Here is a 25466-nt window from a genome sequence, read left to right on the forward strand (position 1 = left end):
TTCTTGATTATTTGACGGTCGCGCTATGCGGGCAGGCAGACTTCCAGCCTGTCGCCAACCACACGGACCGGATAGGTCTGGATGTCGACCTCGACCGGACTGGTCAGCGCCTCGCCGGTCCTGATGTCGAAGCGGCCCATATGCAGCGGGCATTCGATCTCGCAGCCGTCCAGCATGCCGTCGGACAGCAGCGCTTCCGCGTGGGTGCAGATGTTGCTGGTGGCGTAGTACTCGCTGCCGACGCGATAGAGCGCGATGTGGCGGCCTGCGATCTCGATGCCGTGGGGCTCGCCTTCGTTCAGCGCGCCGAGCGCGGCGGCCTCGTGCCAGATTTCCTGATCCGCCATATAGCCTCTCAAATGCTGTAGAAATCGAGCACGGTCGGGACCCGGTCATTGACCAGCGTGATGACCTTGCGCGTGATCTTCCAAATGTCGCCGTCACGCCGCAGCGTGTGCGCGTAGCGTCCATGGCGCAGATGCTCCTTGGCGACGCGCGGGTCGTAGACGTGGACCGAGAACACCGAGTGACAGGTGATCTCGCCAGGCGCGCTCTCGGACGCCTCCAGGTTCGAGATCTGGTGCACGGTGCGCGGCAACGGCAGCGCGGTGATCGACTTGCGCGACTCGATGCGCGCGATCCGCTCTTCCAGCCCGCGCCGTGCATCGTGGTAGAGCAGCGAGACCTGCGTCTTGGGATCGCTGGTGGTGGTGTATTCGTCGAGCCATCCCGGCACCCAATAGACGGCGTCCTCGCTGTACATCGCGACCCAATCGGTCCATTCGCCGGTATCGAGCAGGCGGGCCTCGCGGAAGATGATCGCGGCCGCGATCGCGTGCGCGTCGGCTTGTTCGATTGCGCTAGCAGCCATCATGCCGGCTCCCCCGCGGCGTGCTGCAACAGCCTGCGCCACTCGCGATAGCCGGGGTGGAAATTGGTCTCGCCGCCGAAGCTGGTGGGGCCGAACGACCATTCGGACGCCGTAATCCCGAGCTCGCGCGAATGCGCGCTCTCGCCGTGGCCGACGTCTGCAACGCCCCGCAGATAGCCTTGCGTGGGTGCGGCTGATGTCGCTTCATAGCCGGTCTGGCAGAATTCATACATCACGTTGTCGTCGGAGCTCGCGAGCCCCGAAGCGTTGAAGAAATCCTCGTAGTTGCGAATCCGAAGGGTGCGCGCCGCGGCGCTTTCGCCGACCGGAGCGAGACAATGCGACACCATCTCGGTCTTGTCCGGTGCCAGCGGCCGCCAGGTCCGCACCTGCGCCGACAGGATGTCGATCACCTGCAGGTTCGGAAAGATCGTGAGGTTGCGCTGGCGAAGCATCCACTTGGCGCGGGTACTGCCGACCCGCTGCCGCACCGCATCGAGACGCGCCGGGTCCATCCCGAGCGGACGGCCATAGAGCTGCGTTCGCTTGATCGACCAGTTCACGGCGTGGCCATAGTCGAAGCTGAAGCTGCCTTGTCCTTCCTGCTCGCCCTCCGGCTCCACCGTGAAGCCGGCGTCGGGTCCGGCGTTAGCGTTGCGCTTCTTCAGGATATCGACGTAGGAGCTGTGGGTGGTGGCGAAATGATAATAGTCGAGGCCGTTCTCGAACTGCAGCTTCCAGTTCGCATCGAACGTATAGGTGCTGGCGCCGGGCACGAACTCGACCTGGCCGCTGTCGCTCTGATCGATGATGAGGTCGAGGAAGGCGCGGGTGTCGCCGAGAAATTCTTCCAGCGGCGGGACGTCGGCCGAGAGGCTGGCGAACATGAATCCGCGGTATGAGCCGAGCCGCGCGACCGGGAGCAGGTCGTGGTTCTGGTTCGAGAATGACGGCGGATACTGCCCGCTCGCTTCCTCCGTCACCGAGATGTTGCGCCCGCTCGAGTCATAGGCCCAGCCATGATAGCGGCAGACATGGAATTTCTGCCGGCCCTGCTTGAACGGGCAGACGATCGTGCCGCGATGCCGGCAGGTGTTGAGGAACGCGCCGACCTTGCCGTCGGCGCTGCGCATCACCAGAATCGGATGCCGGCCGATATGGGTGGTGACGAAGTCGTTGGGCCGCGCGACCTGGGATTCCAGGCCGATGAAATTCCACGTGGCCTCGAAGATATGCCTGAGCTCGGCATCGAATACGTCCGGATCAGTGAATATCCGGCGATCGACCTCGAATATGCGTTCGCTGGGGCGGTCGTCAATCAGCCGGGAAATCTCGCGCAGCCGTGCCGCGTGGTTCTGCGAAGCAGCGTTCATCACGTCCTCCCTACGACTTGCCGCCGGCCGCAAGGCGCGTTCCGCGGCGGGAACAGCCGGCTTGATCGCCAATCTTGAACGACTCTATAGTTGTCATGACAACTATGGTCAAGGCGATTGGTGGACCTGACCGGACGCTGTGAGGCCGGGGCCGCGTGGAACGGGCGGCGGGATGCCGCGAATGGAGCCCGCGCGTGCAGCGCGGAATCATGCTCAGGTCTTGCGCGCCGGCGCGGTCAGGATGATCCCGTCATCGATCAAAGTGCGGCAGATCTTCTTCAACGTTGCAATCGCTTCGCGCGTCGCCCGGCTCACCGGCCGTCCGCGCGGCAGCGCCAGCACGCGGTCGGCGCGCATCCACGGCAACAACGCTGCCGATAGCACGCCGTCGGCCACTTCCTGGTGAATGCCGGAGAACGGCAGCAATGCATAGCCGAGGCCGGATGCCACCATGCGCTTCATCGGGGTGCTGTTGTCGACCCGCACCGCACAGCGCATTGTCGACGGGAACGGGTTGCGGCTGAGCGGGCCAACGGCGGCCGGCAAGGCGTCGAACTCTTTGCGGGTCAGCCTGCCGCGCTTCAGTAGCGGATCGCGCGCTGGCCCGATCAGAAACACCTGCTCGACAACCAGCGTTTCATAGTCGAGATGGTCATTGGGGGACGGCGTCGTCACGATCGCCAGATCGAGCTCGCCCCGCAACAGGCGTTCGGACGCGTTCTCGGTCAGGCCTTCATTCAACTCGAGCCGCACGCGCGGAAATTGCTTCACGAAGGCCTGGGCAAGCGGCGGGTAGAGGATATCGCCGAGGCTTGGCGGCGCGCCGATCCGCACCGTGCCGCTCGGCTCGCGATTTTCCGTGCGTACCTCGGCCTTGATGTCGTCGATGGTGCCAAGCAGCCAGCGCCCGCGCGCGAGCAGCACCTTGCCGGATTCCGTGACCGAGACGCCGCGTGCGCCGCGTTCGAGCAGGGCGCCGCCCAATTCGTCTTCGAGTTCCTTGACGTGGCGGCTGAGCGCCGATTGGGCGACGTTCAGCGTGCTCGCGGCGGCGGCAAAGCCGCTGCGCTCGGCAACGGCGACGAAATAGCGGATCTGCCGCAGGTCCATGACGGGGCACTCCATCTCAAATCGAGATGGATACCATATCAAACATATTCTTGTGAGATACCAAAAAGAGCGCAGTCTCTTCGCAACGGTCAAACGGAGGAGAGACGAGGATGGGCATCGCCACCGATGAGGCACGCCAGACGTCCGTATTCATCGCCGGCGGCGGGCCGGTCGGGCTTGCGATGTCACTGCTGCTCGATCGCTTCGGCATCGACTGCGTGGTGGTCGAGAAGAGCCCGACGACGACGGATCATCCGAAGTCGCGCGGCTGCTGGGTCCGCACCATGGAGATCTTCCGGCAGTGGGGGATCGAGCAGGCGATCCGCGAGCGCGGCCTGCAGGACAACTCCGACATGTTCGTGTTCCTCGACAGCATCGCGGGTCACGAGTTCGGCCGCACCCGTCCCGAGCCGAATGTCGGTCACACCCCCGCCTGGAAGAGCCTGGTTGCCCAGGACGCCGTCGAGGAGGAAATCCTGCGGGTGGTCGAGAAGTCCAGACACGCCACCGTGCTGTTCAACACGGCCTGTGAATCGTTCGAGGAGACCAACAGCGGCGTTAACGTCACGACACGTTGCGAGAAGAGCGGCGAGGTGACGCAGTGGACGGCGACTTATTTGATCGCCGCCGATGGCGCGGGCAGCCAGACCCGGCGCAGCGCCGGGATCGAGATGGTCGGGCCGTCCACGCTGGCGGTGATGTCGAACGAGTACTGGCGGGCCGACCTGTCGCGGCTGCCGATCGCGCGCGAGGCCGCCGGCTTCATCATCGTCCCTGACAGGCCCGATCTGCCGCGCGCCGCCATCCTGAACACCAACGGCCGGGATCGCTGGCTGACCGTGACGCAAATCGGCCTGACCAAGGACGATCGCGAGCGGCCTTGGACCGACCAGGAGTTCATCGAGATCGCGCGCGGTCATGTCGGCATTCCCGACCTCGATGTCACGCTTCTGAACCGTTCGATCTGGCGCGTCAGCATGCAGGTGGCCGAGACCTTTCGAAAGGGGCGGGTGTTTCTCGTCGGCGACTGCGCGCACCGCTTTCCGCCCACCGGCGGCTTCGGCCTCAACTCCGGCGTTCAGGACGCGCATAATCTCGCCTGGAAGCTCGCCTTCGTGCTCAAGGGCCTCGCGGACGAGAAGCTGCTCGACAGCTATTCCAGTGAGCGCCGCCCGATCGCGCAATCCAATGCCAATTTCAGCTACGGCAATCGGCTGCGGTTCGGGCTGACCGACGACGCCGTGCGTTCGCGCAATCCGGACCGGATCAGGTTCTGGATCAACGACATGGACAATCATTTGCACAGCATCGGGCAGAACCTCGGGCACAATTACGAGGAAGGCGCTGTCATCCCCGATGGCACCGTCGCGAAGGCGTTGAACTCCCGCTACTACACGCCGACCGACCGTCCCGGCGCGCGCTTTCCGCATATGTGGCTCGAGCCGTCGCGCAAGACATCGACGCTCGACTGGTTCGACAAGGAATTCACCGTCGTCACCGGGCCGCTCGGCGCCGAATGGCTCGAGGCGGGAAGGCAGGTGTCGGAGAAGACCGGCATGCCGCTATCGCTGAAACAGCTGCCGTCAGCCGACCCGGCGGATGGATTCCAGCTCGGCATGCGCGGCGCCGTGCTGGTGCGGCCCGATGGGCACGTGGCGTGGCGGATGCCGTGGCTGCCGTCGGATCCGGCGAAGGAATTGGCCGGCGCCCTTTCAACGCTGCTGCATTGACGGAGGCTCCGATGCAATCGTTCGAGTCCAGCGGCGTGGTCACGGCGTTTGAGAAGACCGGACGTGGCGAGCCGATCGTGTTGCTGCATGGCGGCGAGGCCGATCATTCGATGTTCGACGGCCTTGCGCCTGCCCTCGCGGCGGATTTCACGGTGATCGCTTACGACCAGCGCGATTCCGGCGCTACCAAAAATCCTCCGTCGTCCTATTCGCTGGCCGACCTGGCCGATGATGCCGCGGCCTTGATCAGGGGCCTCGGCTATGATCGCGCCCATGTCTTCGGAACTTCGCTGGGCGGACAGATCGCGCAAGTGCTGGCGGCCCGCCATCCCGGCTGTATCGAACGCCTGATCCTGAGCAGCACCTGGAAGGTCAACAGAAGCCCTCTCGACGTCAATGCGGATGTCTTCCGCACACTCGCGTCCTACCGCGCGGACACCGCCGGCAATGCGGCGAAGATCGCCGAGTTCTTCTTTCCACCTGACTATCTGCGCGCGCGGCCCGAGCTGATCGACATCTTCCGTGGCTCGAACCGCGACGACGGCCAGAAGGCACGACGCGGCGCCTTGCTCGCGCAGCCCGTCGCCGCCGATCTGACCGGCTTTGATCGTCCGACCTTGCTGCTCGCGGGCGGTGACGACCGGCTGATCCCGAACGCGGAGACATTTGCGCTCGCACGCGATCTTGCGCGCGTCGAGACGATGACCATCGCGGATGTCGGCCATGTCGCGTCGATCCAGGCCCCCGAGCGGGTGGCGGAAGCGGTGACGGCATTTCTCAGTTCAAAAAAGAAGGCGGCTTGACAACAACAGGGGGAGACCATGGCTGAGCAAACGCACGCTGTGCCGTTCGACGAAGCGCCTGTGACGACGCGCTACTGGCTATCGATCATCATCTTCGCCGTCACTGGCGTCGTCGATTTCTTCGATTTCTTTGTGGTCGGCTTTCTGGTCTCGGTGCTGGCGCCGAAATGGCACCTGACGTTCGGGCAGACCTCGATCATGCTGATGAGCGCCGGCATCGGTGCGATGCTCGGCGCGTTCGCCGCGGGGGTCCTCGCCGATCGCTTCGGGCGCAAGCCGATGGCGGTTGCCGGCGTCCTGCTGTGCGGCCTGACCTCGGGCGCCATCGCATTCATTCCGGAGGACGGCTGGGTCGCGTTTGCGATCCTGCGTTTCTTCGTCGGCTTCGGCCTTGCCGCGGGCGCGGCCGCGGCGGTTCCTGCCATCGTCGAATTCGCGCCGACCCGGCATCGCACGCTGGTCACGAGCCTCGTGGTCGTCCCGGTCGCGTTCGGAGTGCTGTCGGCGTCGGTGACGGCGAGCTTCCTGTTGCCGCTGGTCGGCTGGCGCGGCCTGGCGGCGGTCGGCTTCCTGCCGATCATCCTCGGGATTCTCACCATGATGATCATGCCGGAATCGCCGCGCTGGCTAATCAGCAAGGGCCGCGTGCGCGAGGCGCAGGCGAGCATCCGAAAGCTCTATCGGGTCGGCGGCGATGCGTTCGCCTTGCCGGCGTTGCCGCCGGCGAACCCGGCGACATTTGCCGATCTGTTTGCCGAGCAGCGGCGCTTCTGGCTGACGGTCCTGATCTGGTTCGGCGCCAGCACGGCAAACTATGGCGTCTTCCTGTGGGGGCCGACCATCGTGGCGTTGCTGCTCGGCGTCGCGCCCCAGGATGCGGCGAAGATGTTCATCTATGTCAGCCTCGCCGGCGTCGTTGGCCGGACCGGCTTTGCCTTTCTCGCCCATCGGATTGGCCGCAAGCCATGCGGCCAGTTGATGGGCTACGGCACCGCGATCTCGCTGGCGCTTGCTGCCTGTTTCCACAACGACTTTGCCGGCTCGGTCCCGCTATTCCTGGTCTTCCTGATCATCGGCGCCGTGTTCTTCGATGGTGGCTTCTCCAACATCGGGCCCTATCCGGCGGAGATTTTTCCGGTCCAGCTTTCGGGGCGCGCGGTCGGGCTTGCCCAGCTCTCGAACGGTGTCGGCAAGATCGTGGGTCCCCTGTGTCTCGCATTGATTGCCGGTGCGGACAATGTCGTGCAACCCAGCGCGACCGCGTCGGCGGTGGCGCCGGCGTTTTTGTTTCTCGCCGGCGCGGGCCTTCTGATCGGACTTGCCTTCACCTTCCTCGGCGTCGAGCCGCACGGACGTCCGGTCGCTCTGTTTGGTGACAACATGGGCTCGAACGCCGCGCCGAAACCGCTGGCAGCAAAAGCGTCCGCGGGACAGTGAAAACGAAAGGGCATATCATGGACAATGCGCTCGATACGATCGCAACGGCTGTGCCGTTCGATACCGCCAAGCTCGATCGGCTGATGGACGAGGCAGGGCTCGACATCCTGGTCGTCACCTCGCGTCACAATGTGCAGTATCTGCTCGGCGGATACCGCTTTTTCTTCTTCGACGTCATGGAAGCGATCGGCACGAGCCGCTATCTGCCGGTGTTCGTCTATCAGAAAGGCCACCCCGAGAACTCCGCATATATCGGTAACCGGATGGAGAAGTTCGAGCACGCGCTCGGACGGATATGGACGCCGGCCGTCAAGGCGGATGCCTGGGGAACGATCGATGCGATCGGCCTCGCCATCGATCACGTGAGAAAGCTCGGGGGCGCGACGAGGCGCATCGGCATCGAGGCAGGTTTTCTGCCGGCCGACGCCAGGGATCATCTGCTTGCCCGCCTTGGCCATGTCGAGCTCCGCGAGGCCCATTTCACGCTGGAACGGCTTCGTGCCGTGAAGTCGCCGGCCGAACTCGACCTCATCAAGGAGGCGTCCGAACGGGTTGTCGATGCGATGATGGCGACGTTCAAGGCCTGTGCGCCGGGCATGACCAAGAACGATGTCGTCGCCTGCCTGCGCCGTGAGGAGCAGCAACGTGATCTCGTCTTCGAATACTGCCTGATCGCCGCGGGCAAGAGCCATAACCGCGCGCCGTCGGACCAGCGTCTTGCGGAGGGCGACGTGATCTCGATCGATTCCGGCGGAAACTACCGGGGCTATATCGGCGATCTCAGCCGCATGGGTATTCTCGGTGAGCCCGATAGCGAGCTGTGCGAATTGCTGCAAGAAATCGAGGACATCCAGCAGGTGGCCCGGCGCGCCATCCGGCCGGGCGCCATGGGCGGCGACATCATTGCGGCGGGGGAGACCGCTGCCAGGTCATCGCCGCATCGCGCGGTGCTCGACTTCACCGCGCATGGCATCGGGCTTGTCAGTCACGAGGCGCCGCGCCTCACCGCGACCGGCCCGGTGCCTTACGCTGCCTATGACGCCGACCGGCCGCTCGAATGCGGGATGGTGATCTCGATCGAAACCGCGCTGCTGCATCCGGCGCGCGGCTACATCAAGCTCGAGGACACCCTGATTGTCGCGGAAACGGGCTGGGAGGCGCCCGGAGACCATTGCCGGGGGTGGAATTCGTCGCGTCTCATGGCGTGACGCGCTCAGCGCCGAACTTCGGAATACTAGAAGTGTATCCCTGAGTTGCCCGACATGTCAAGTGGCCCGGTCGCTCGGCCGCCGCCGGCTACTGTGCATGGGGTTGTTTTCGATATTTTTGGCAGCGGCGGTCTTTGCTTCACTCCAGCCTCCGGTCATGCGATGCTTCGACCCGGATGTAGCGGTCGGTTCGGTGCCGTCTGCTCGCCAGGTCGGCGCCGACGATGGGCAGGTGCAACCGATAAGGATTGCCTCCCATCGACAGCAGCGACCCGATGACCGCCAACGCGCTCCGTGACTACGCCCAAAGCATCCTGACCGCCCGTGTCTACGACGTCGCGGTGGAGACGCCGCTCGATCCGATGCCGCGGCTCTCGGAGCGTTTGTCGCGCACCGTCCTGCTGAAGCGGGAAGACTTCCAGCCGATCTTCTCGTTCAAGCTTCGCGGCGCCTACAACAAGATCGTCAGGCTGCCGGATGCGCAGCGGAGACAGGGCGTGATCTGCGCGTCGGCCGGCAATCACGCGCAGGGCGTGGCGATGTCGGCGCGCAAGCTCGGCATTTCCGCGACGATCGTGATGCCGCGGACGACGCCCGCCATCAAGGTGGAAGCCGTCCGGCGCCTGGGCGGCGACGTCGTGCTGCATGGCGACACCTTCGACGACGCGCAAACCAAGGCCAGGGAGATCGAGGTCGCGCGGGGCCTGACCTTCGTGCATCCGTTCGACGATCCCGACGTGATCGCCGGCCAGGGCACCGTCGGGATGGAGATCCTGCGCCAGCATCCCGATCCGATCGAGGCGATCTTCGTGCCGATCGGCGGCGGCGGGCTGGCGGCCGGCGTCGCCGCTTTCGTGAAGTTTCTCAATCCGTCGATCAAGGTCGTCGGGGTGGAGCCGGCCGACGCTGCCTCGATGGCGGCGGCGCTCGCCAAGGGGAGCGTCGTCGCGTTGGACCAGGTCGGGCTGTTCGCCGACGGCGTCGCGGTCCGCAAGGTCGGAGCGGAGACGTTCCGGCTCTGCCGCGACCTGCTCGACGAGGTCGTCACCGTCGATACCGACGCGATGTGTGCGGCCATCAAGGATATCTTCGACGATTTGCGATCGGTCGCCGAGCCGTCCGGGGCATTGGCGCTTGCCGGCCTCAAGGCCTATGCCGAACGCGGCACGCTGAGCGACGGGAGCCTGATTGCCGTCAACAGCGGCGCCAACCTGAATTTCGACCGGCTGCGCACGATTGCCGATCGCGCCGAGGTCGGCGAACATCGCGAGGCGCTGCTTGCGGTCACCGTGCCGGAGAAGCCGGGCAGCTATCGCCACTTCATCCGCATCCTCGGCTCGCGCGCCATCACGGAATTCAATTACCGCTTTGCCGAGACGACCGCGCCGGCGCAGCTGTTCGTCGGCATCGCGCTGAGCCGTGGCGAAGCCGAGAAGCGGGAAGTCATGGAGCTGCTGCGGCGCGAGGGCTATCCGATCCTGGATCTGAGCGAGAACGAGATGGCCAAGGACCATGTGCGCTACATGGTGGGCGGCCGCGCGCCGCTGCTCAAGGACGAGGTGATCTACCGCTTCGAGTTTCCGGAGCGTCCCGGTGCGTTGCTGAAGTTCCTTGAGAGCCTGGCGCCCGACTGGAACATCTCGCTGTTCCACTACCGCAATCACGGCGCCGACTACGGACGCATTTTGGCAGGCATCGAGGTCAAGCCAGGCGAGCGCGCGCGGTTCGTTCAAGCGCTCGATGCACTCGGTTATCCCTACTGGAACGAGAGCGAAAATCCGGCCTATCGCCTGTTCCTCTCCGCCGAGAAGGGATGAAGCGGCGGCAGGGTCTTACGCTGGTCCAGAGTAAAGAGGACGGTTGCCGGTCAAGACATCGGCGAGCCGAGACGCAATCCGCGCTGAAGGGAAAGGCTATCGGTATGACCCGTGAGGAACGACAATTGCGCGAGGCAATCATTGCCAAGTGCCGATGGATGAATGCGTCGGGTCTCAACCAGGGGACATCAGGCAATATCTCCGCCCGCTACAAGGACCGGATGCTGATCACACCGTCCGCAACACCGTATGATTCGATGAAACCGGAGATGATCGCGTCGATGCCGCTCGAAGGCGACTATGGCACGTGGGAAGGGCCGCTGCAGCCGTCTACCGAATGGCGCTTCCATCTCGACATCACGCGCGCCCGGCCCGATGTCGGCGCCATCGTCCACACCCACTCGACTTATGCGACCGTGCTTGCGATCGCGCGCAAGCCGATTCCGGCCTGCCACTACATGATGGCGGCATTCGGCGGCACCGACATCCGCTGCGCCGGCTACGCGCGCTACGGCACCAAGGAACTCTCGGATCACGCGATCTCGGCGCTCGAAGGTCGCAATGGCTGCCTGCTCGCCAATCACGGCATGATCGCGCTCGGCGCCAATCTCGACAAGGCGATGTGGCTCGCGGTCGAGCTCGAGACCATCGCGCGGCAGTACTACCTCTCGCTGGCGCTCGACTCGCGGATCATCCTGAGCGACGAGGAGATCGCCGATGCCGCGAAGGGGTTCTCCAGCTACGGGTTGCAGGTGCCAAAGCCGAACAAGGCCCGCGCGACCGCGCCGCGCCGCGCCCAGAAACGGCGCAGCAGCAAGCGATGACGGGCACTGCGCCGATCTAGGACGGCATGTGCAAGGAAGCGAGAAGCCCGGCTCCGATTGAACCGAACGAGCGCGCGACGAGCCGCAGATGGCTGGGCCATTTGACGGCCCCGTCAGCATGGGCAAGATTGATCGAGTCAAACTGTGCTTGCGGGACATTTCCGGTGCTCAATTCGGTTTCTGCTTTGCCCTCGTCGATCAACTGGGCGGGCTTACGCTCTGCCATGGCGGCGCTTCTCATCGCGTCGGCGGCTATATTCAGCGCACCTGCGTCCGCTCAAGTGGCGTGGCAAATGGCGACCGAGTATCCTCGCAGCAATATCTCCGGTGTTGGCTTGGAAAGATTCGCGGAGCTCGTGTCCGCGCAGACGAATGGATACGTTACGGTCCGCAATGCGTTCGATAACGAGTTGAAGATCAGCTCCGGCGAAATGTTGCGCGCGGCCCAGGCGGGGCGGATTGCCGGCGGCGACGCATTTGCAGGGCCGCTCGAGGCGTCCGATCCGGTGTTCGGCCTTCCGTCGCTGCCGTTTGTTGTCCAATCGATCGAGGCGGCGCGGACCATCAATGCGCGCGCGCGGCCGCTCTATGAGAAGGCGTTGGCCGCGCAGGGCCTCAAGCTCCTGTACATCACCATTTGGCCGTCCACCGGCCTCTGGAGTGTCCAGCCGATCTCTGCGCCGCCGGACCTTCGATCCATCGCCGCGCGGACCTATGATTACAATTCGGCCGAGGTGATGCGCGCGGTCGGTGCAACGGCGGAGTACCTTCCGTTCAACGAGGCAATCGCCAAGGTCAGAAGCCATGAGCTGAATGCCATCCTCACATCGGGCGACGGCGGGGCCGGCCGAAAGCTCTGGCAGGATCTGCCCCATTTCACGGCGATCAACTACGCGATTCCGATCTCGATCGCCTTTGTGAGGACCGATGCCTTTGAAGCCCTCCCGAAGAGGGTTCAACGCCAGGTGATGCAGGTGGCTGCCGAGACGGAACAAAGCCAGTTCGAGCTTCTGGCCAATCGGACCGCCGAGAATTACGCGCGCATGCGCGCCAATGGGGTTCAGATCACCGAGCCGGCGCCGGCCCCTGTTCTCGCCGCGCTCAAGCAGGGGGCGTCGGCGCCGATCGCTGCGTGGAAGGCCAAGGCTCCTCCGGAAGCCGTTGCTATCGTTGATCGCGCGCTGCAGCAGCAATAGGCGGCGGTGTCGTTGCGCGGGCGGTGCTGAGCCGCCGTGAGCAACGATGTAAGGTGCCGCTGTGTGCGGCGTGCAGCATTAGTTCGTGCGTCGGGTGCAGCCTTGCGGTGCATGCGCATTGACGATCGATGTGCCCATCGACGCGGACGCGGTCTCGACCCGAGGGCTCGCAAGATGCAGATTGCGTCGAACGTGAAACTCGAACGTGCCGGCGAGCGCCGTTTCGATGGCGGAAAGGTGCGTATCTCCATCGTCGAGCAGCGCGTGGCCATGCCCAGCCGAGAACAATGCGCCTGCAACGAAGATCGGAAAATAGGCGGTGCATCCGACGCCGAGATACCTGTCGTCGATGCGCCCGCTGAACCCATTCGGATCGCTCGGTTTGCGCGGGTCCCAGTTCGCCGGCGGCGCGACACCAAAGTTGCCGAAGCAGGGCGATAATTTCAGTTCCCGTCCCCAAGGCAGACGCGCGATATTGCGCGTGCGATCGAGCAGACGTGCCGGCAGCAGAAGTCCAGTGACGTTTCCCGCGCCACGCTTGTCGGGGTCCTCATGTTCCAACCCCAATCCGATCGCAGGCGGACATCGAGGACACGAACTTCGAGCACGTCACCCGGTTCGGCGCCCTCGATGTGGATCGGTCCGGTCAATAGCCGTGGCGCAGCTTCGTGGGAGCCGGGAATGTCGCTGCCGCCAAGCGGTTCGATCAGGTCGCGCACAAGATCGAAAGCTTCATCCGGTTCGGCCGAGAGCGTTTCGATCGTCACCCGATCACCCGGAGCGATCCTGATGACGGGACTGAGCCGACCGTCCCACGGTCCCCAATGAAGATGATCTGGTGTCGAGGTAAGATAATGCTCCACGGTCCATCCTTTCTTATTGGTTCTAGTTGACGCCTGTGCGCACGCCACCGCATCAGGCGGCCACTCCGACCCGATGATCGCCGTGAAAGCAGGCGATGCATGACGACGCTGTCAAAGTGACGGTGGCTTCATAAGCACGATTTGTGCCAAGAGCCGCTAGGCAGGACATCCTATCTACCGCCTTATAGTCTTTATGCTCTCCCCGCTTCGCGCCTGCATCTAGAACTTGCCGGGTCAACAGCGCGGCGGCTCGCGTCCGCTCGCGTAGCGAATGGGAAGAACCGTGACGCTCGGGAGCAACAGGCTGGAATGGCGGGCATCGCTCGTCGTTCATTGTGCCGCTTGGCGATCGCAAACCCACCGCATCTCGCGGGATGCTGAACCCGTCACGATTGGGACGTTGCGAAGATTCCGCTAGACGCATGGGACTAACATTAGTACGATAGGTCCAATTGGCAGGAAGGGCCTGCGGTTCGCTCCTCAGCCGCTGCCGGTTGCCGACAAGGAGGATGTTTTGCCGGATACACTGGTGGAGCCGTATACGCGGCTCAGAGAGAAGATGGCGCAGCGCGATCGAAGCCTGCGCGAAAAGGTGGTGTCGCTCGAGGAAGCGGCCGGCTTCGTCCAAGACGGCATGAAGGTGGGAATTGGCGGGTCGACCATGTCCCGCACGCCGATGGCGATGCTCTGGGAGCTGGTCCGCCAGCATCGCAAGGATCTTTCGATTTCGCGCTGCATCGTCTCGACGGACGGCGACCTCGTGTTCGGATCCGGCATTGCGAACCACGTCGTCACCAGCTGGTTCGCCCAGGGGATTCTCTGGGGTCTGTCCAAGGTGATGCGGCATCACGTGGAGAATGGCGGCAAGCGCTATGAGGAATGGAGCCACATGGCCGTCGGCATGCGCTTTCGCGCAGGCGGCATGGGCGTTCCGTTCCTGCCGACCCGCGCCATGCTGGGGTCGGATATCGTCGGTCAGCGCCCCGAGGCCAAGCAGATCGATTGTCCGTTCACCGGCGAGAAGCTGCTGCTGGTTCCCGCGCTCAACCCCGACGTCGCGCTGATCCACGTTCAGCGCTGCGACCCCTACGGCAACGCCCAGATCGACGGCCTGCAATTCATGGACATCGATCTCGCGCTCGCCGCCAACAGCGTGATTCTCACGACCGAGCGGATCGTCTCGAACGACCAGATCCGGCGCGCGCCGGACCAGACGAAGATCCCGTTCTTCTGCGTCGACGCGGTGGTCGAGGTTCCCTACGGATCGGCGCCCCACGAATGTTACGGCCTCTATGAGCCGATGATGCGGCACATGGAAGCCTATGTCACGCAGGTCAACGCGGATCCCGTGAAGGGCATGCAGGAATATCTCGACCGCTATTTCTACAGCCCGAAGTCCTGGAACGAATATCTCTCGCTGATCGGCATGGATGAGGTGTTGGAGGCAACGCAGAAGGGCAGGAGCATCTATAATGACTGAGGCGCAGCGCTACACCGCAAGCGAAATCCTCGCGATCTTGAGCGCGCGCCAACTGCAGGACGGGCACGTGGTGTTCGCCGGCATCGGCGTGCCGCTACTCGCTGCAACCCTGGCCCAGCGCACCCGCTGTCCGGCCCTCACCATTCTGTTCGAGGGCGGCGTGGTCGGCGCCTTCGTCGAGCCCGGCAAACTGCCTCCGTCGACCAACGACCAGCGCTGCACCAAGCGCGCCAACATGGTCCTCGGCAGCGCCGATGTCTTGCTGCTGCTCCAGCGCGGTTACGTCGATGTCGGTTTCATGGGCGGCGCCCAGATCGATCAGTTCGGCAATCTGAACTCGTCGTTCATCGGCGATCCGGCGAAGCCGAAGACGCGCCTGCCGGGTACCGGCGGCGGCAACGACATCTCAAGCCTGACCAACATGATCGTCGCGATGAAGCACGAGAAGCGTCGCTTCGTCGAAAAGGTCGACTTCATCACCAGCCCCGGTTTCATCCGCGGCGGCGCCAGCCGGCGCGACTCCGGCCTGCCCAGCGGCGGCATGTGGCGTGTGATCACCGAGCTCGCCGTGTTCGGCTTCGATGACAGGACCCGGCGCATCAAGGTGCTGGCGCTCAATCCCGGCGTCAGCCGCGAGGAAGTGCAGGACAATACCGGCTTCAGGCTCGACTTCGACGAGAACCTCCACGTCACGTCGCCGCCGACCGATCACGAACTCGAGACGCTGCGGGTGCTCGATCCCGACCGTCTCTTCACCGCTTAAAGCTACACCAAGTCCGGAGATCTATTGATGACCACGCTCGCCAACACGTTTGGTATTGCCGCGCGCAACTTCACCGCTTATCCCGAAATGCCCAACGCCCGGGCGCTCGTCGAGTATGGCGTTCGTGTCGAGGAGCTCGGCTACGATTCGGTCTGGGTCTGGGATCACATGCTTCTCGGCGTCGATCCGAACTTCCCGATCATCGACTCCCTGACCACGCTGACGGGCATTGCCGCGCGCACCAAGCGGATCAAGATGGGCACCGGCATCCTGGTGCTGCCGCTCCGCAACGCCGTGGCGCTCGCCAAGCAGCTCTCGAGCATGGATCAGCTGTCCGAGGGCCGCCTGATCATGGGCATGGCGTCCGGATGGTACAAGCGCGAGTTCGACGCGCTCGGCATTCCCTTCGAGAAGCGCGGCAAGATCATGGATGAAAATCTCGAGATCATGCGCCGGCTGTGGACTGAAGAATCGGTTTCGGGCGAATACATGCGCCACAACATTTCCAAGGCGGTGATGTATCCCAAGCCGGCGCAGCCGCAAATTCCGCTGCTGATCGGCGGCTACGCCGATCCCGTGCTGAAGCGCGCCGCACTGAACGGGGACGGCTGGCTCACCTACTTCTATCGTCCCGCCGACTTCAAGAAGTCCTGGGACAAGATCATCAATTTCGCCAAGGAGGGCGGCAAGGATCCGTCGACTTTGAAGAACGCCTCGCAATTGCCGATCATGATCGGCAAATCGCGGCAGGCGGTCGAAGCCGACATGATGGACTGGCTCAACAAGGAGTGGGATTTCCCGGCTCACAGCGATTGCAGCCGCGAGAGCGCCATCATGGGCTCGGTCGATGAATGCGTCGCCCAGCTGCGTGAGCACATTGCGCTCGGCGTTCAGAAGATCATCTTCGTCCCGTACAAGTATCAGGCGGACCAGGTCGAAACCATCGCGCGTGAGATCATCCCGCGCCTGCGCGCCAAGTAACCAACCCGGAAACGATCAACACAGGCGACAAGCAGATGACTGACCCCGTACGCAAGAAGATCATCGACAAGGTCGACGCTTCGAAGGATCACGCGATCAAGTTCCTCCAGGATATGGTCGCGATTCCGAGCGTGACCGGCGACGAAGCCGCGATCCAGAAGCACATGCACGGCTACCTGACCGAGATCGGTCTTGACGTCGACATGTGGGAGACCAATTGGGACGAGCTGAAGAAGCATCCCGGCTATCGCCCGGTCGATCGCGGTTATGAGAATCGTCCCAACATCGTTGCGACCCTGAAGGGCACCGGCGGTGGCCGCTCGCTGCTGCTCAACGGTCATACCGACGTGATCCCCGTCGGCAACGGCGAGGGATGGAGCGACAATCCGTGGTCGGCTTCGATCAAGAACGGGCGCATCTACGGCCGTGGCTCGTGCGACATGAAGAGCGGCGTTGCCAGCCATGTGCTTGCGGTCCAGTACCTGAAGGAACTTGGACTCACGCCGAAGGGCGATGTCATGATCAACATCGTCATCGACGAGGAAGTCAGCGGGCACGGCACGCTCGACACCGTCATCCGCGGCTACAAGGCGGATGCCGGCATTTCCGGCGAAACCAGCGACCTGTTCGTGCAGCCGGCCTGCATCGGGCGCATCTGGTTCCAGATCGACATCGAAGGCAAGCCTGCCGGTATCCAGCAGCGCTACCTCGGCATCAGCGCCATCGAGCTCGGCAACAAGATCGTGAAAGCGGTGCAGGAGCTGGAAGATGAGCGCGTTGCGACCGTCAAGCATGCGCTCTACCCGAGCGCCATCGACTCCTTGCCCTGCATCATCGGCAGCTTCCAGGCCGGCAACTATCCGAGCGCCTTCCCGGCGAGCGCCGTTCTGAAGGGATCGATCGGCACCGTGCCGAGCGAGGACCACGAGGGCGTCAAGCAGAGCCTCGTCAGGAAGATCGCCGAGGTTGCGGCTCAGGATCCCTGGATGAAGGACCATCCGCCCGTGGTGAAGTTCGTCGGTTACGACGCCGAGGCTTCCGAGATTCCGGTGCAGCATCCGATCGTGCAGACCGTCTGCGACGTCTATACGGAGGTGACCGGCAAGAAGCCGACGATCTCGGGTCGCCAGGGGGCGGCGGATACGCGATTCCTGAACAAGTACGCGAACACGCCAACCGTGATCTTCGGACCCGGTTCGACGGCGGTCATGCATGCGAATGACGAGTATGTCTCGATCGATGATTACCTGACGGCCATCAAGGTCATGGCGCTCAGCATCCACGACTGGTGCAACTCCGCCCCGGCCAAATAATCAAAAGGCCGGATCAATCGGAAAGGGGGCCCGCGGTTTGGGCCCCTTTTTTTGGCGGCGTCGGTGGTGCGAACTCGCTATTGTCGCACGCGGGAGGGTTCTCCAGACTCGACGCTCAATCGTGGTGATGCTATCATTGCGATAATAGAATGAATCTCGTTCGAGCAGTCGATTGCTTCGGACGCGGACGATAGAGAGGGCGCGGAGTGGGAAAGCAGGGCGTTGGAGTTTCGATTGCCCGAAAGGAAGATGATCGCTTTCTTCGCGGGCGGGGCGAATATGTCGGCGATATTCGCTTGCCCGGCATGCGCGACGTCGCGTTCGTCCGTAGTCCGCTTGCGCATGCGCGGATCAAGGATATTCGCATCCCGTCACATCTCCGCAGCAGCGTGTTCATTGCGTCGGATATCGCGGCCGACACGCGCCCGATTCGCGCCGTGTCCGGATTGCCGGGCTTCAAGCCCTCCGATCAGCCGATCCTGGCGTTCGAGAAGGTCCGTCAGGTCGGCGAATTGATCGCGATGTGCGTCGCCGATACCCGCGCGGAAGCCGAGGACATTGCGGCTGCCGTCGAAATTGATTTCGAGGAGTTGCCGGCCGTGCATGACATGCTGCTGGCGCGGCGTCCGGACTCCGCCCTGGTGCACGAGGAGTGGGGCGACAATGTCTTCCTCGAGACATTCGTCGACATCAACATGGAGGCGGCCTACGACGCTCCGATCAAGATCACGCGCGAGATATCGACCGCGCGGCAGAGCATGGCGCCGATGGAAGGCCGCGGCACGGTCGCTGTGTGGCACAAGCGGATGGATCAGCTCGTGCTCTACACCGGAAATCAGCAACCGCACATCGTGCGCAACGGTCTGTCGGAGTGCCTCAAGCTCGAGCAGCTGAATATCCGCATCGTCTCGCCCGATGTCGGCGGCGGCTTCGGCTACAAGGGCATCGTGCTGACGGAGGATGTTTGCCTCGGTTGGCTCGCCATGCGCTGCGGCTATCCGGTGCGCTGGATTGAGGATCGTCGCGAGCATTTGACGGCGGGGGCGAATTGCCGCGAGCATCACTACAACATCACCGTCTATGCCGATCGCGACGGGAAATTGCGCGGTGTCGAGTGCGAAGCCTCGGTCGATTCAGGTGCCTATTCGTCCTATCCGTTTTCGGCCTGTCTCGAAGCTGCGCAGATCGCCAGCATCCTGCCCGGCCCGTACGACTTCCCGTCCTATCGCTGCCGCACCTGGTCGGTCTCCACCAACAAGTGCCCGATCCTGCCTTACCGCGGCGTTGCCCGCACCGGCGTTTGCTACGCGATCGAGCTGATGATGGACGCGATCGCACACGAATGCGGTCTTGAACCCTACGAGGTGAGGCTCAAGAACCTGGTGCGGCCGGAGCAGATGCCGTTCGACAACATCACCAAGAAGCATTTCGACAGCGGAAATTACCCGGAGTCGTTGCGGCAGGCTCTCGCAAAGATCGACTTGCCCGGTCTGCGTGCGCGCCAGAAAAAAGGTGAGCCAGACGGTCGGCTGATCGGGGTCGGTCTATCCGTCTATTGCGAGCAGGGCGCGCACGGCACGTCGGTCTACGCAGGCTGGGGCATCCCGATGGTTCCGGGGCACGAACAGGCGACCGCCCGCATGACTCCCGACGGCGGCCTCGAGCTGCGCATCGGCGCGCATTCGCATGGTCAGAGCATGGAGACCACGCTTCCGCAGGTTGCGCACGAGATCCTTGGCATCGACATCGCGCGCATCAAGCTGGTTCACGGCGACACCGAGTACACGCCTTACTCGACGGGCAGCTGGGGATCGCGCTGCGCGGTGATGTCCGGCGGCGCCGTTGCGACCGCATCGCGTGAGCTCGCCAAGCTCATCAAGGGCATTGGCGCGCATCTGCTGCAGACCGAGGTCGAGAACGTCAAGCTCGAGAATGGCGCGGTCGTTGGTCCGTCCAACAGCGTGAAGATCGACGAAATCGCGCACACCTGGTACCGCCGGCCGCAGGACCTGCCGGCAACCGTCGATCCGCGGGGCCTGGAAGTCACCATCGGCTACAAGCCGGCGCGCGATTCCGGCACGTTCAGCTATGCAACCCATATCGCGGTGGTCGCCGTCGATCCCGAACTGGGCGATATCGAGCTGATCGACTACGTGGTCGTCGAAGACGGCGGCCAGCTGATCAATCCTATGGTCGTCGACGGTCAAATCTACGGCGGGCTGGCGCAGGGCATCGGCACCGCGATGTATGAAGAGATGAATTTTGATAGCTCGGGGCAGCCGCTCGCTTCGACCTTTGCCGACTATCTGCTGCCAGGCCCGACCGAAGTGCCGGCGCCCAAGCTTGGCCACATGGAGACGTTGGCGCCCTATACGGAATTCGGTGTCAAAGGCATCGGCGAGGGCGGTGCCATCGCGCCTCCAGGCGCGATCGGCAATGCGGTCAATGACGCATTGCGGCCTCTTGGAGCCCAGGTCTTGCACACGCCAATGACGCCACGGCGTGTTCTCGAAGCCATTCGGACCGCGGCCGAGCGCCGCGAGGAGAAGGCGCCCAAAGTTGCGGAAGGGTTGCCGGCGTGAAACCTGTCAATTTCGACTACGCACGCCCCGATGCGATCGACGCGGTGATCAGACTCATCGCGGACGACAGCAGGACCGTCAAGATGATGGCCGGGAGCCAGTCGCTCGGGCCGATGTTGAATCTCAGGCTCGTGCAGCCCGATCTGATCGTCGACCTGACCGGGATCGAGGAGCTGCGTTGTTTCAGTGATGGGGCGGACGAAATCTCGATCGGGGCTTGTGTCACGCATGCCGATATCGAGGATCTCCGCGTCACCGACGTCACCCGCGGCGCGCTGCCGACAGTGGCCAATGGCATCGCATATCGCGCGGTGCGCAATCGCGGCACCATCGGCGGAAGCTTGACGCATGCCGATCCGTCGGCCGACTGGCACTCGATCCTCGCTGCGGTAGGCGCGAAGGTCGTGCTGCGTGGTCCGGCCGGAGAGCGGATCGTGACCGTTGAGGACTACATGGTGGGCGCGCTGGAAGCCGACCTGCGCCCCGGCGAAGTTCTGGTTCGCGTTGTGGTGCCGCGACTGAGCAAGTCGGCGCGCTGGGGCTACTACAAGAGCTGTCGCAAGACCGGCGAATTCGCCCACGCGATAGGCGCCTTCATGACCGACCCCGATCGTGGCGTCAGCCGTGCGGTGATCGGCGCAACGGAGAGCCGTCCGGTCGTCATTGCCAAGGCATGCAATGTAATCGGCGACGGTCGCGCGCCGCGTTTGAGCGACAGTTTCGACGGCAGGGCCGTCGGCGAGATTTTGGAGAAGGCAGGGATGGTCGATCCCCTGGACAAGCAAACCCACGTCGCCGCGCTGCGCCGCGCGATCGAGCAGGCGCGGCCGCAATGAGCATCTGTAGCCTCAACGTCAACGGAAGCGCGGTCAGCGCGGAGATTCAGCCGCGGACGCATCTTGCGGATTTTCTCCGCGAGAAGCTCAATCTGACCGGCACCCATCTGGGCTGCGAGCACGGCGTCTGCGGCGCGTGCACGCTGCTTGTCGATGGCGTGCCGACGCGCTCCTGCATCACCTTCGCGCTGGCATGCCAGCAGGCAGACGTCACGACGATCGAGGGGCTTGACGACGACGAGATCACGCGCGAGCTGCGTGCGGCCTTTACAAGGGAACACGGCCTCCAATGCGGCTATTGCACGCCGGGGATGGTCGTGTCGGCGCGCGATGTCGTGCTGCGCATGCAGGACCCCAGCGAGCGCGACATTCGCGTGGCCATGAGCGGAAACCTTTGTCGCTGCACCGGCTATGTCGGCATTGTCCGTGCGATCCAGGGTGTGATCGCGGATCGCCGGGAGCGAGGGATCGCGGCGATTCCAAACGGAAACCGGACGCGCCTTGGACCGTCGGGCTCCGGCAATGCGACCCCGGTGACTGCGGCTTCCGTCCGGCCCAAGGCAAACGCCGCACCAGCTGTGAAAAAAGCAGAAGCTCCGGCGGCGGCCTCGCTCAGGGATACGAGCTGGAAGCCGCAAACGACCTTCATGCAGAGCTTCACCGTCGGGCATCCGGTCGATGACGTCTGGAATTTCTTCTCCGACATCGGTGCGGTCGCGGCTTGCCTGCCGGGCGCATCGCTCGCCCGAGAGCCGGTCGATGGTCACGTCGACGGCCAGATCAAGATCAAGGTCGGGCCGATCTCTGCCGAATTTCAGGGCATCGCCGACGTGACGCGCGACGATGCGACCCGCACCGGCACGATTGTCGGCGCAGGCAAGGACAAGCGCAGCAACTCCTCGACCCGCGGTCTGATCGGCTATGCCGTCAAGCCGGGTGACGCGGAAAGCCAAACCAGGGTCGATCTCAACATTGGCTTCACTTTGACTGGGGCCCTGGCGCAGTTCAGCCGCTCGGGCCTGATCCAGGATGTGGCCGGACGAATCATCGCTGTCTTTGTCCAGAACCTCGAGACAAGGCTCTCCCATCGATCGGGAGGGGGCGAGGGTGAGCCGGCCATGGTCAGGGAATTCGACGCCGGCGCGCTCATGCGATCGATGGCGTTGGATTATCTGAGACGCGGGCTTCGATGGCTGTTGCGACGATCCTAGTTGTTCGGCGATAAAAACTCGCCTTTGGCGATGAAATGGACTATCTTACTATCATGAATAAGCTAGTCCCAAACTACGAGCGCAGCCGGGTCCCCCTCTACGTGCAGGTCGCATCGGTGATGCGTCAGCGTGTCGAGTCCGGGCAATGGCAAGAGGGCGACAAGATCTCGACCATCGAGGAGCTGGAAACCGAATTCGGTGTCGCGCGCGTTACGGTCCGGCAGGCGATCGAGATGTTGCGGAACGAGGGTCTTCTCGATGCGCAGCAGGGTCGTGGGACCTTCGTGTCCGGACGGCCCAAGAATCGTCACTGGCTGAACTTGGCCAACGATTTCGAGTCGATGGTCGATTCCGTCAGGAACAATGTCCTCAAGCGCGTCTATGTCGAGGAGAATGCGGAGCCGCCCCGGCTCGCCGCGCATGAAGGAAAGGCTGCCGCCGGCTACGCCTTTCTCAGAAGCGTTCAGTACAACGAGGACGAGCCGTTTTCGGTCGTCAATCTCCATCTGGCGCGCAACCTCTATCTCAAGGACCGCAAGCGCTTCACCCACACGGCTGCGCTGACCAAGATCATGGAGATGGACGACATCACGCTCGCCCATGCCCATCAGGTCGTGACAATCGGCGTGGCCGATCCCGAAACGGCCGAGCTGCTCAAGATCGGCCTCGGTGAACCAACTGCCGATTGTCGCCTGGTGTTGGTCGACAGCAACGACATCGCGGTCTACGTCGCCAATATCCATTATCATCGCAGTTGCTTCGCGCTTCGTTCCGATCTTCTTGAAAAATCGAAGAAGCGAACGAAAGCCTGAGGAGGGAGCGGGCGCAAGACCCGCTCCTCATTGCCGCTAAGCGAGGATGCTCGCCGGCGAAGCTCCCACGATCTCCGTGTAGCGCTTCTGGTCGGTCGCGCCTTCGGTGTTGATCAGCAGCACACGCGATGCCTGGTTCAAGCCCAGCTTTTCACGCGTAACGCTGCTCTTGGCGGCGCGCCAAAGGCCAGCCAGTCCCGCGGCGCCGCTTTCGCCGGCCACAATGGCAGGGTCGCCGCCGGTCGGGTGCGCGAGCCGGCGCATCGCTGCCGCGGCGCCTTCTTCGCCGACCATCATGAACGCATCCGCCTTTCGCGACAGGATGCGCCACGCAACCAGAGAAGGCTCGTAGCATTCGAGCATCGCCATGATCGTTGGCTCGCCATGGGCGATCTTGATCGGCGCGCCCGCAACGGCGCTTTGATAGAGGCACGCAGCCCGTTCGGGCTCTACGACCACGAATGTCGGCCGGCTCTTGCCGAAGACGACATCGAAGTAACCGGCGACTGCCGCCGCGAGGCCTCCGACTCCGGCCTGGACGAAGACATGGGTGGGCGCCTCCGGCTGCTGCCGGAGGATCTCGTTCAGCATCGCCGTATAGCCCTGCATGACCAGTCCGGGGATGCGCTCATAGCCGGGCCAGGACGTATCAGAGACGACGATCCAGTGATTGTCCTGGCAGACCTTGTCGGCGACAGCGACGGAGTCGTCGTAGGTGCCGGGCACCCGAACGATTTCCGCGCCGAAGCGGGCAATCGCCTGTACGCGCTCGTCCGTGACGCCGGAATGCACGAAGATGACCGCCTTGGCTCCGACCATCTGCGCGCCGGCTGCGACCGATCGGCCGTGATTTCCATCGGTGGCACAGCCGACGGTCAGGCTGCGCGCGATCTCGCGGATGGCAGGGGTCCCGATCTCGCTGATGTCCACCGCGCGGCCCAGCTTGCTGCCGGCATGCTCCAGCAGTAGCCTGACGACGGCGTAGGATCCGCCCAGGGCCTTGAAGCTGCCGAGGCCGAGCCGATGCGATTCGTCCTTGATATGGATGGACTTCACCTCGAATTCGCGGGCGAGCGCCGGCAGCGATCGCAGCGGCGTTTCGGCGTGGTTCGGCCGGAAGCTGAGAAAGCGCTCGACTTCGCTGGCTTCCTCACGCGCCAGCGTAGCGGCATCCGCCGGGTCCAGCGGTTGCTCGTGAGATGAACTTGTATTCGACAGGAACATTCGAACCGGCCTTCGCGATGAGTTGTTTGGTGGAGCAGCCGCCGCTGATCGGTCGTATCGTCGTCGGGCAGCCTAGCTTGCCAGAGAGTTGAATACATACTATCGTTGGTATGATAGTTCAATGCGGTTCTCACGACCCCCGTACTGTCTTCGTAGTCCAAACCAATGTTCGGAAAAGCGGGAAAATTGTCTAGGTAAACATATTGTCATACTAACAATAGGATGTTATAGCTCAAGCGCACGAGGTGACGGATGACCATATCGATCAACTTGAACGCCGACATGGCCGAAGGGTTCGGCGCCTACGACATCGGCGACGATGCCGGAATCCTTGAGATCATCGGATCGGCCAATATCGCCTGCGGCTTTCACGCCGGTGACCCGCGGGTGATGCGCAACGTCGTGCGCGAAGCCAAGCGCCTCGGCGTCACGATCGGTGCGCATCCCGGCTTCAACGATCTCTGGGGCTTCGGGCGTCGACGCATCGATATGCGCCCCGATGACCTCGAATACATGGTCGCCTATCAGATCGGCGCGCTGCAGGCGATGGCGGCCTACGAGGGCGAGCGGGTCACCCACCTCAAGCCGCACGGCGCGCTCAACAACATGGCCGCCGAAGACGCCGAATACGCGCTGGCCATCGGCCGCGCCATCAAAGCCGTCGATCCGCGCATCATCTATGTGGCGCTGGCGGGGTCAGAGATGGAGAAGGCCGGCCGCAAGCTCGGACTTGCCGTCGCGATCGAAGGCTTCTGCGATCGCCAATACGACGACGACGGTAATCTGACCTCGCGCAAGATCGCGGGCTCGGTCATCAAGGACGCCGCGGTCGCGACCCGGCAGGTGCTGGACATGGTGTTGAACAACACCATCACCTCCCGCAACGGCAAGAAGATCAAATGCAAGGTCCATTCGCTGTGCGTCCACGGCGACGAGCCCACGGGCGTCGCTACGGCCCGTGCGGTGCGGGAAGGCCTCGAGAAGGCCGGCGTCAAGCTCGTGCCGCTCACCGAAATGCCCCTCGACTAATCC

Annotated in this window: 24 protein-coding genes; 17 read left to right on the forward strand and 7 right to left on the reverse strand. The window is 63.5% G+C overall.

What is annotated here, in order from left to right:
- Positions 1 to 23 precede the first annotated feature (23 nt).
- From AKN83_RS14415 to AKN83_RS14430, 4 genes are all read right to left on the reverse strand, one after another.
- Positions 24 to 347, reverse strand: a complete 324-nt coding sequence (locus tag AKN83_RS14415; protein ID WP_050401087.1) for a non-heme iron oxygenase ferredoxin subunit — start codon at positions 345 to 347, stop codon at positions 24 to 26.
- Positions 348 to 355: 8 nt separating this feature from the next.
- Positions 356 to 871 (reverse strand): aromatic-ring-hydroxylating dioxygenase subunit beta, encoded by a 516-nt coding sequence (locus tag AKN83_RS14420; protein ID WP_050401142.1) that lies wholly within the window; start codon positions 869 to 871, stop codon positions 356 to 358.
- On the reverse strand, positions 871 to 2244 hold the full coding sequence (locus AKN83_RS14425) for an aromatic ring-hydroxylating oxygenase subunit alpha (protein WP_050401086.1): 1374 nt from the start codon (positions 2242 to 2244) through the stop codon (positions 871 to 873). The genes AKN83_RS14420 and AKN83_RS14425 overlap by 1 nt, the downstream gene beginning before the upstream one ends.
- A 213-nt stretch (positions 2245 to 2457) precedes the next feature.
- Positions 2458 to 3354, reverse strand: a complete 897-nt coding sequence (locus AKN83_RS14430) for a LysR family transcriptional regulator (RefSeq protein ID WP_050401085.1) — start codon at positions 3352 to 3354, stop codon at positions 2458 to 2460.
- 110 nt (positions 3355 to 3464) lie between these two features.
- On the opposite strand from AKN83_RS14430, the gene AKN83_RS14435 reads away from it, so the two are divergent.
- The 6 genes from AKN83_RS14435 (at position 3465) to AKN83_RS14460 (ending at position 11173) form a co-directional block, all read left to right on the forward strand.
- Positions 3465 to 5084, forward strand: a complete 1620-nt coding sequence (locus tag AKN83_RS14435) for an FAD-dependent monooxygenase (protein WP_050401084.1) — start codon at positions 3465 to 3467, stop codon at positions 5082 to 5084.
- Positions 5085 to 5095: 11 nt separating this feature from the next.
- Positions 5096 to 5887, forward strand: a complete 792-nt coding sequence (locus AKN83_RS14440; RefSeq protein ID WP_050401083.1) for an alpha/beta fold hydrolase — start codon at positions 5096 to 5098, stop codon at positions 5885 to 5887.
- Positions 5888 to 5905: 18 nt separating this feature from the next.
- Positions 5906 to 7324 carry an MFS transporter gene (locus AKN83_RS14445; RefSeq protein ID WP_050401082.1) on the forward strand — a complete coding sequence of 473 codons (1419 nt, stop codon included), beginning with the start codon at positions 5906 to 5908 and terminating at the stop codon, positions 7322 to 7324.
- 17 nt (positions 7325 to 7341) lie between these two features.
- Complete coding sequence (locus tag AKN83_RS14450) at positions 7342 to 8532, forward strand: M24 family metallopeptidase (RefSeq protein ID WP_050401081.1); 1191 nt, start codon at positions 7342 to 7344, stop codon at positions 8530 to 8532.
- A gap of 275 nt (positions 8533 to 8807) precedes the next feature.
- Positions 8808 to 10349, forward strand: coding sequence for a threonine ammonia-lyase, biosynthetic (gene ilvA, locus AKN83_RS14455; protein WP_050401080.1), 1542 nt, complete (start codon positions 8808 to 8810; stop codon positions 10347 to 10349).
- 104 nt (positions 10350 to 10453) lie between these two features.
- Positions 10454 to 11173: a class II aldolase/adducin family protein gene (locus AKN83_RS14460; RefSeq protein ID WP_050401079.1), complete on the forward strand. Its 720-nt coding sequence runs from the start codon at positions 10454 to 10456 to the stop codon at positions 11171 to 11173.
- A 16-nt stretch (positions 11174 to 11189) separates the two neighbouring features.
- Here the strand turns inward: AKN83_RS14460 and AKN83_RS14465 are convergent, their stop codons facing one another.
- Positions 11190 to 11399, reverse strand: coding sequence for a hypothetical protein (locus AKN83_RS14465; protein WP_050401078.1), 210 nt, complete (start codon positions 11397 to 11399; stop codon positions 11190 to 11192).
- Between the two features lie 67 nt (positions 11400 to 11466).
- On the opposite strand from AKN83_RS14465, the gene AKN83_RS14470 reads away from it, so the two are divergent.
- Together AKN83_RS14470 and AKN83_RS41865 are read left to right on the forward strand one after the other, a co-directional pair.
- Complete coding sequence (locus tag AKN83_RS14470; protein WP_347336824.1) at positions 11467 to 12369, forward strand: TRAP transporter substrate-binding protein; 903 nt, start codon at positions 11467 to 11469, stop codon at positions 12367 to 12369.
- A gap of 174 nt (positions 12370 to 12543) precedes the next feature.
- Entirely contained in the window at positions 12544 to 12810 is a 267-nt protein-coding gene (locus AKN83_RS41865) for a hypothetical protein (protein WP_347336825.1), read from the forward strand.
- 2 nt (positions 12811 to 12812) lie between these two features.
- Here AKN83_RS41865 and AKN83_RS41185 read toward each other — a convergent pair whose 3' ends face one another.
- Positions 12813 to 13136: an acetamidase/formamidase family protein gene (locus AKN83_RS41185; RefSeq protein ID WP_244521987.1), complete on the reverse strand. Its 324-nt coding sequence runs from the start codon at positions 13134 to 13136 to the stop codon at positions 12813 to 12815.
- 655 nt (positions 13137 to 13791) lie between these two features.
- Between AKN83_RS41185 and AKN83_RS14480 the strand changes: the two genes are divergently transcribed.
- The 8 genes from AKN83_RS14480 to AKN83_RS14515 all read left to right on the forward strand — a co-directional run bounded on the left by AKN83_RS14480 (position 13792) and on the right by AKN83_RS14515 (position 23210).
- Positions 13792 to 14712: a CoA transferase subunit A gene (locus AKN83_RS14480; protein WP_050401075.1), complete on the forward strand. Its 921-nt coding sequence runs from the start codon at positions 13792 to 13794 to the stop codon at positions 14710 to 14712.
- Positions 14705 to 15475, forward strand: a complete 771-nt coding sequence (locus AKN83_RS14485; protein WP_050401074.1) for a CoA-transferase subunit beta — start codon at positions 14705 to 14707, stop codon at positions 15473 to 15475. The genes AKN83_RS14480 and AKN83_RS14485 overlap by 8 nt, the downstream gene beginning before the upstream one ends.
- A gap of 27 nt (positions 15476 to 15502) precedes the next feature.
- Positions 15503 to 16456, forward strand: a complete 954-nt coding sequence (locus tag AKN83_RS14490; protein ID WP_050401073.1) for an LLM class flavin-dependent oxidoreductase — start codon at positions 15503 to 15505, stop codon at positions 16454 to 16456.
- Between the two features lie 35 nt (positions 16457 to 16491).
- A complete protein-coding gene (locus AKN83_RS14495; protein WP_050401072.1) occupies positions 16492 to 17769 on the forward strand; it encodes an ArgE/DapE family deacylase in 1278 nt (425 codons plus the stop codon).
- A 206-nt stretch (positions 17770 to 17975) separates the two neighbouring features.
- Complete coding sequence (locus tag AKN83_RS14500) at positions 17976 to 20351, forward strand: xanthine dehydrogenase family protein molybdopterin-binding subunit (protein ID WP_050401071.1); 2376 nt, start codon at positions 17976 to 17978, stop codon at positions 20349 to 20351.
- Entirely contained in the window at positions 20348 to 21187 is an 840-nt protein-coding gene (locus AKN83_RS14505) for an FAD binding domain-containing protein (protein ID WP_050401070.1), read from the forward strand. The genes AKN83_RS14500 and AKN83_RS14505 overlap by 4 nt, the downstream gene beginning before the upstream one ends.
- Positions 21184 to 22398: a xanthine dehydrogenase family Fe-S subunit gene (locus AKN83_RS14510; protein ID WP_050401069.1), complete on the forward strand. Its 1215-nt coding sequence runs from the start codon at positions 21184 to 21186 to the stop codon at positions 22396 to 22398. The genes AKN83_RS14505 and AKN83_RS14510 overlap by 4 nt, the downstream gene beginning before the upstream one ends.
- Before the next feature lie 53 nt (positions 22399 to 22451).
- Positions 22452 to 23210, forward strand: coding sequence for a GntR family transcriptional regulator (locus AKN83_RS14515; RefSeq protein WP_050401068.1), 759 nt, complete (start codon positions 22452 to 22454; stop codon positions 23208 to 23210).
- Positions 23211 to 23246: 36 nt separating this feature from the next.
- On the opposite strand, the gene AKN83_RS14520 is transcribed toward AKN83_RS14515, so the two are convergent.
- Positions 23247 to 24434, reverse strand: a complete 1188-nt coding sequence (locus AKN83_RS14520) for a diaminopropionate ammonia-lyase (protein WP_050401067.1) — start codon at positions 24432 to 24434, stop codon at positions 23247 to 23249.
- Between the two features lie 252 nt (positions 24435 to 24686).
- On the opposite strand from AKN83_RS14520, the gene AKN83_RS14525 reads away from it, so the two are divergent.
- Complete coding sequence (locus AKN83_RS14525) at positions 24687 to 25463, forward strand: LamB/YcsF family protein (RefSeq protein WP_083992067.1); 777 nt, start codon at positions 24687 to 24689, stop codon at positions 25461 to 25463.
- The last annotated feature ends 3 nt before the right edge of the window (positions 25464 to 25466 follow it).

It is taken from the genome of Bradyrhizobium embrapense (assembly GCF_001189235.2).
GTDB classification, from domain to species: domain Bacteria; phylum Pseudomonadota; class Alphaproteobacteria; order Rhizobiales; family Xanthobacteraceae; genus Bradyrhizobium; species Bradyrhizobium embrapense.

What these genes read in the sequence shown, in the direction of transcription:
- AKN83_RS14485 (WP_050401074.1), top strand. Translation starts at nt 14,705, where the DNA reads ATGACTGAGGCGCAGCGCTACACCGCAAGCGAAATCCTCGCGATCTTG.
- AKN83_RS14520 (WP_050401067.1), bottom strand. Translation starts at nt 24,434, where the DNA reads ATGTTCCTGTCGAATACAAGTTCATCTCACGAGCAACCGCTGGACCCG.
- ilvA (WP_050401080.1), top strand. Translation starts at nt 8,808, where the DNA reads ATGACCGCCAACGCGCTCCGTGACTACGCCCAAAGCATCCTGACCGCC.
- AKN83_RS14495 (WP_050401072.1), top strand. Translation starts at nt 16,492, where the DNA reads ATGACTGACCCCGTACGCAAGAAGATCATCGACAAGGTCGACGCTTCG.
- AKN83_RS14515 (WP_050401068.1), top strand. Translation starts at nt 22,452, where the DNA reads ATGAATAAGCTAGTCCCAAACTACGAGCGCAGCCGGGTCCCCCTCTAC.
- AKN83_RS14415 (WP_050401087.1), bottom strand. Translation starts at nt 347, where the DNA reads ATGGCGGATCAGGAAATCTGGCACGAGGCCGCCGCGCTCGGCGCGCTG.
- AKN83_RS14440 (WP_050401083.1), top strand. Translation starts at nt 5,096, where the DNA reads ATGCAATCGTTCGAGTCCAGCGGCGTGGTCACGGCGTTTGAGAAGACC.
- AKN83_RS14490 (WP_050401073.1), top strand. Translation starts at nt 15,503, where the DNA reads ATGACCACGCTCGCCAACACGTTTGGTATTGCCGCGCGCAACTTCACC.
- AKN83_RS14435 (WP_050401084.1), top strand. Translation starts at nt 3,465, where the DNA reads ATGGGCATCGCCACCGATGAGGCACGCCAGACGTCCGTATTCATCGCC.
- AKN83_RS14480 (WP_050401075.1), top strand. Translation starts at nt 13,792, where the DNA reads ATGGCGCAGCGCGATCGAAGCCTGCGCGAAAAGGTGGTGTCGCTCGAG.
- AKN83_RS14420 (WP_050401142.1), bottom strand. Translation starts at nt 871, where the DNA reads ATGGCTGCTAGCGCAATCGAACAAGCCGACGCGCACGCGATCGCGGCC.
- AKN83_RS14510 (WP_050401069.1), top strand. Translation starts at nt 21,184, where the DNA reads ATGAGCATCTGTAGCCTCAACGTCAACGGAAGCGCGGTCAGCGCGGAG.
- AKN83_RS14525 (WP_083992067.1), top strand. Translation starts at nt 24,687, where the DNA reads ATGACCATATCGATCAACTTGAACGCCGACATGGCCGAAGGGTTCGGC.
- AKN83_RS14425 (WP_050401086.1), bottom strand. Translation starts at nt 2,244, where the DNA reads ATGAACGCTGCTTCGCAGAACCACGCGGCACGGCTGCGCGAGATTTCC.
- AKN83_RS41865 (WP_347336825.1), top strand. Translation starts at nt 12,544, where the DNA reads ATGCAGATTGCGTCGAACGTGAAACTCGAACGTGCCGGCGAGCGCCGT.
- AKN83_RS14445 (WP_050401082.1), top strand. Translation starts at nt 5,906, where the DNA reads ATGGCTGAGCAAACGCACGCTGTGCCGTTCGACGAAGCGCCTGTGACG.
- AKN83_RS14470 (WP_347336824.1), top strand. Translation starts at nt 11,467, where the DNA reads ATGGCGACCGAGTATCCTCGCAGCAATATCTCCGGTGTTGGCTTGGAA.
- AKN83_RS14465 (WP_050401078.1), bottom strand. Translation starts at nt 11,399, where the DNA reads ATGGCAGAGCGTAAGCCCGCCCAGTTGATCGACGAGGGCAAAGCAGAA.
- AKN83_RS14460 (WP_050401079.1), top strand. Translation starts at nt 10,454, where the DNA reads ATGACCCGTGAGGAACGACAATTGCGCGAGGCAATCATTGCCAAGTGC.
- AKN83_RS14430 (WP_050401085.1), bottom strand. Translation starts at nt 3,354, where the DNA reads ATGGACCTGCGGCAGATCCGCTATTTCGTCGCCGTTGCCGAGCGCAGC.
- AKN83_RS14450 (WP_050401081.1), top strand. Translation starts at nt 7,342, where the DNA reads ATGGACAATGCGCTCGATACGATCGCAACGGCTGTGCCGTTCGATACC.